Consider the following 4,869-nt stretch of genomic DNA (forward strand, 5'->3'; position numbering starts at 1 on the left):
GCAAGGGAAGAGATCAGGCGCTTCATGGCGAAATCCTTGAAAATGCATTAATTGCGCCGGAGTATACCGGCCACCCGGCAGCTTGCCTATGCGAGGGGGCTCCCGTCCGGCGGGGCTTGGCTTGATGCAGGCAAGTCGTGTGAATGCATTGTGGGAGAGGGCTTGTGTGGCGAGGGAGCTTGCTCCCACAGGAACAGTGTTTGATGGACCTATGGCATCGCTTGGTCGTTATCCTTTGCAATCGACAGGGCTCGCCCGTATCTTGCGGCGCTTGAGCTTGATCAGACAATTTTTGAGGTTGCCGCAATGAGTTTGTCCGAAGCCCGTTTTCACGATCTGGTCGATGAAACCCAGGAAAAGCTGGAAGACATCTTTGACGAAAGCGATCTGGATATCGATCTGGAGAGCTCGGCCGGTGTGCTGACCGTCAAGTTCGAGAATGGCACTCAGCTGATCTTCAGCCGCCAGGAGCCGCTGCGTCAGTTGTGGCTGGCGGCTGTTTCCGGTGGTTTCCACTTCGACTACGACGAAGAGAGCGAGCGCTGGATGTGCGACAAGAGCGAGGAGCAACTGGGTGAAATGCTTGAGCGCATCGTCAAGGCGCAGGCAGACGTCGAACTCGATTTCGAAGGTCTGTAAACGCGTGACACAGCCAGCGCCCGTCCGTCCGCCAAAGCCGCTCTACAGCAATGTCAGCCCAGCGGTGCCGTCGCCGTGCAGCGGTGTGTGCCGTCTGGATGAGCAAAAAGTCTGCCTGGGCTGCTTTCGCCATGTCGAAGACATCCGTGAATGGCGCTCGGCGGATGATCAGCGCCGGCGGGTGATTTGCGCCGAGGCTGCTCACCGCAAATCCTCGGGATAAAGGCTGTTGTGGCGAGGGAGCTTGCTCCCGCTCGGTTGCGAAGCAGCCGCACGCTTTTGGGGGCGCTTTGCGCCCAGCGGGAGCAAGCTCCCTCGCCACAATGGACCGCACGGAAGCCGGATCGCCCAGCTTGTATATTTTTTGAGCTGTGATAGTGTCCGGGTACGCCTCAACCCATCGAGGCTCGTGAAAACCCCGCCTTCTTCTGGCGGGGTTTTGCTTTTTTCGTGCAGAAGAAAGGAGTCTGCCCTGATCATGACCGCACCTTCCATCACCCTTACCCGTCTGGACGTTCAGCGTCTGGAGCGTCTGATCGACAGCCTGGATGACACGCTGCCGGGCGTTATCGCGTTGCAAACCGAACTGGATCGCGCCGATACCGTGGTCGGCCACGATGAAGTGCCCGCCGATGTCGTGACCATGAACTCCCGTGTGCACTGCCGCGAAGAAAGCAGTGGCAAGGATTACCACCTCACCTTGGTGTACCCGAAGGATGCCAATGCCGACGAAGGCAAAATCTCTATCCTGGCGCCGGTCGGCAGTGCGCTGCTGGGGTTGAAGGTCGGTCAACATATCGACTGGCCGGCACCGGGCGGCAAGACATTGAAGCTGACCTTGCTGGAAGTCGAATCGCAACCGGCCAACGGTGGCGATTACAACATCTGATCGCGTCTCAGACCTGCTCGAGCGCGGCGTTCAATGCACGCTCCAGGTCGGCCTTGTAGCGCAAATAAAGATTGCTTGAGCCGTGACCATCACCGAGCAGGCCCGACAGATCCAGGTCGGTGATGTAGCAACGGTACCGTTCGCTCTCGCGGCGCTGCTCGACGATTTCCCGGGCGACCACGCTGAACAGTTGGTCGCCGTATTCCAGCTCTGAAAACTCCCGTTGATTGCAATACAGCGTGACCTGCACCTCGCCCGGTGCGGCTTTGCCGACGATCGCCTGTACGTCATAGAACGGTTTGTTGGCCGGGGTTTGCGGTGCTGGCCGGGCTTCGACCCGGCGCGCCCGACCCTGGCCGTGGGGCAAGAGTTGGAAGTAAAGGATGTCCGGGTTCTTCGGTTGCGCCGAATCCATCGGCAGTGCAGCGTCGCGCCGGTACTGGATCGACAGCAAAAACCGTTGCAAGGGCACCAGCAGGCTCTGCTCGTCATGCCAGGGCAACCGCTGATGCCACATGGCATTGAATTCATCGAGGACGTACAGATCAGCCAAGCCTTCATTCACCCGGTAGAACACCTGAATGCTGTCAGGCTGGCCCATGGGCAGCAGCAGTGACAGATCATGGTCTTGCAGCGCCATCGGGTCCAGCTGCAGCGGGCTGTAACCGGATTGCTCCTGTGCCAGGTATTCGAACAGGGCCGGCATCGATGTGAGGGCGGCATGTTTAACCTTGCCAGGCACCAGCTCCAGAACGTGGTAATGCTGCTGGACCTGGATCAGGTAGCGCAAATTGAGTTGGCTGAGCAGCAAGTTCTGCGCGGTGTCGAGAATGTCCTCGACGCGCTGGGCAATGAATTGCGCGCGGTTATGGCAAAAACAACGTACGCGCAACGTTGGCTGCAACGGACCATGCGGCAGGTTGTTGAGGTAATCGCGCAGGCAATCGAGCAGGGCGTGCGGGCCGTCGTAACGATTGACCAGTACTTCGTTCCAGCTATTGAGCGTGACTTGGTCAAGGGTCAACACCAGATTTTCGCGGACCCCTGCATAGCTCAGTGAGTCGGTGCGCTCGGTAGTCATCAGGATGTTCAAGTCGCGGTGATGCTTGAGCGGATCGACCCCGACGTTCACCAGAATCAGCACTTCGCTGGGCACGCTGGCGCGCAGCAAAGGCTCTTCGGCAACGGTTGGCAGCGGCAAGGGAATGCTTTGTTGCAGGCTGCCAAGCAGATTGAACAGTTCGAATTCGCTCATATCGCTGCTGCCGGGGTGCAAGGCGAGGCGCGTACTGCTGTCGATCACGCCGTTGCGGTGGCACCAAGTGAGCAATTCAAGCAGATGGCGGCTGCGCTTGATCGGCGCGAAATGCTCCCATTCGAGGGCATTGAGGCTGCCGTTGTACAAGCCCCATTGGCTTTGTCCGGATTCTTTCTTGTCGGGCGAGTGCACCAGCGTCAGGGTGTCTTCGGCCAGGTCGGGGGCAATGCCCGGATTGATGAACTCGACCTTGTCGGCCTTGCGCTCGAACGCCGCGTAGAGACGACGGCCGAGCACGCTCAAGTCGCGTTTGTTGATCAGGCTGACGGTTTGTTCGTTGCGGGCGAACTGGGTCAGGAAGCGGTAGCTGTAGTTCAGTTCGTTGACCAGGGCGCGGCGCTCCGATCCAACTTGCCTGACTTTCCACTGGCTGCGGCTGTCGAGCAGCGCCAGTTGTCGCTGGTCCCACTTCCATTCATGGGCCAGGCGTTCAAGCAGCGAGCGTTGCCAGCCCTGGGTGCGGCCGCCGCTGCCGGTCAGTTTGCGGTTGACCTTCAGGTACAGCGCGCGACGCACCAGTTCCAGGCGTTCCGGTTCATTTCGGGCGACGAGATATTCTTCGATGCGCCGGTAAACCACGACATATGGATCCAGCTCATCGAGATCGAGCTGATTGGCGAACACCGCTTGCTTGAAGCGCAGGCTCAGGCACTGGACCCTGGGGTGTTCGCTGGCGTAAACCTCGGTCAGCAGCAGCTTGAGCACCGATTTGTACGGCGACTCGATGCCCTTGAACAGCTGCCACAGGCCGGCGCCAACAAACTCGCCGGGTGGAATAAAGGCCAGATGCCCCAAGTCCAGGCTTTCGTCGGCGCGGATGAAGCGCTTGGAGAGCAGCGTGTGAGTGTAGCGGTCGTAACTCGCCTCTTCGTAGACCGGCACCAGCCACCAGATCGGTGTGCGCCCTGCCAACCAGATGGCAGTGCGATAGAACTCGTCGAGCAGCAGATAGTGCTGGGTGGTGCCGCAGTCTTCCGAACTCAGCTGTGTATCGCGCTCGCCGCGAACGAAACGAACCGGATCAATCAGAAAAAAATGCGCCTCCGCACCCTGGCTCGCCGCCCAGGCTTCAAGCAGCTGGCACTTCTTGCGCAGCTCAATGAGTTCGTTTTCGGTCAAGTCCGGGCTGTGACACACCCACACGTCCATATCACTCTGATCCGCCTGGGCCAGCGTGCCGAGGCTGCCCATCAGAAACAATCCGTGAATCGGCCTGGGCGGATTGCTGCCGTGGCGCGGCTTGTAGGAAAACGATCGGGTCAGGCGCTGGGCTTCGGCCAGGACGTGGGTGTCCGGCTCGTAATTCGACACGCCGGCCGGCGTGTTGCCGGAAACGTAGCCTGGCAACAGTGGATGATTGACGTGGAAGAACAACGGCAAGAGGCTCAATACCAATTGCTGGCGAGTGGACAAGCCTTCTATGGCACGGGCCAGGCGGCCGTCATTGAGCTTCAGAAAACGTGCGCGCAGCTGGCTGAGAACCTTTCGGTCGATTCCCTCTTCCAGATCGGGGCGGATTTCATGGGTGCGGGTCATGTCAGCTCAAACCGGCTCGCGGGGCTCGGGTGTGGGGCTCTCGGGTGAGGGGCAGTTTAGCGCCTCGGCCACGGGATTTTTAAGCTGAATTTGTTTTTTGACGTCAGATTTCTATCGCCTGGCGACAGCGCTCGGCAGAAACGGGCAACCCGGCTGGCCCGCGGAAATCCCATGGCAGGGGTTTCCGTGGGCGAAGGGGCGATTCAGGCTGTTTCCTGGACGCTCAGAATGGTCAGGACTGTTTGTACGCTTTGAGCGGCATCACGGCCCAGGCTGGTCAGATAACCGCCATCGGGCTGGTCGATCAGTTCTTTTTCATGCAGGCGTTTGGCAGCGGCAATGTGTTTCGGGGCAGCGGTCTGATGAATTTTCAAACCTTCCTGGGAACTGTCCAGGTTGAAGAGTGCGAGGACTTCCAGTTCGGCAACCAACTCAGGGGTAAGCGACATAAGGACTCCAGACTTTCTAGGAATTGGACGACAGCGCC

General features: G+C 59.3%; 5 protein-coding genes. 3 read left to right on the forward strand and 2 right to left on the reverse strand.

The genetic code is table 11. The features are described from left to right. The first annotated feature begins 306 nt into the window (after positions 1-306). From cyaY to rnk, 3 genes are all read left to right on the forward strand, one after another. A complete protein-coding gene (cyaY, locus tag D8V06_RS11885) occupies positions 307-639 on the forward strand; it encodes an iron donor protein CyaY (RefSeq protein WP_056854123.1) in 333 nt (110 codons plus the stop codon). A 4-nt stretch (positions 640-643) separates the two neighbouring features. After that, on the forward strand, positions 644-862 hold the full coding sequence (locus tag D8V06_RS11890) for a DUF1289 domain-containing protein (RefSeq protein ID WP_082557569.1): 219 nt from the start codon (positions 644-646) through the stop codon (positions 860-862). A 255-nt stretch (positions 863-1,117) separates the two neighbouring features. Then, positions 1,118-1,528 (forward strand): nucleoside diphosphate kinase regulator, encoded by a 411-nt coding sequence (gene rnk, locus D8V06_RS11900; protein ID WP_056854122.1) that lies wholly within the window; start codon positions 1,118-1,120, stop codon positions 1,526-1,528. A 7-nt stretch (positions 1,529-1,535) separates the two neighbouring features. Here rnk and D8V06_RS11905 read toward each other — a convergent pair whose 3' ends face one another. Continuing rightward, positions 1,536-4,382 carry a class I adenylate cyclase gene (locus D8V06_RS11905; RefSeq protein ID WP_130931015.1) on the reverse strand — a complete coding sequence of 949 codons (2,847 nt, stop codon included), beginning with the start codon at positions 4,380-4,382 and terminating at the stop codon, positions 1,536-1,538. A 203-nt stretch (positions 4,383-4,585) separates the two neighbouring features. Next, on the reverse strand, positions 4,586-4,831 hold the full coding sequence (locus D8V06_RS11910; RefSeq protein WP_056854120.1) for a TIGR02647 family protein: 246 nt from the start codon (positions 4,829-4,831) through the stop codon (positions 4,586-4,588). Positions 4,832-4,869 lie beyond the last annotated feature (38 nt).

This window comes from Pseudomonas sp. Sample_24, assembly GCF_004307605.1.
Lineage (GTDB): Bacteria > Pseudomonadota > Gammaproteobacteria > Pseudomonadales > Pseudomonadaceae > Aquipseudomonas.

Bases quoted from the DNA above. Each gene is read 5' to 3' on its own strand.
- cyaY (WP_056854123.1), top strand. From the start codon at position 307: ATGAGTTTGTCCGAAGCCCGTTTTCACGATCTGGTCGATGAAACCCAG.
- rnk (WP_056854122.1), top strand. From the start codon at position 1,118: ATGACCGCACCTTCCATCACCCTTACCCGTCTGGACGTTCAGCGTCTG.
- D8V06_RS11905 (WP_130931015.1), bottom strand. From the start codon at position 4,382: ATGACCCGCACCCATGAAATCCGCCCCGATCTGGAAGAGGGAATCGAC.
- D8V06_RS11910 (WP_056854120.1), bottom strand. From the start codon at position 4,831: ATGTCGCTTACCCCTGAGTTGGTTGCCGAACTGGAAGTCCTCGCACTC.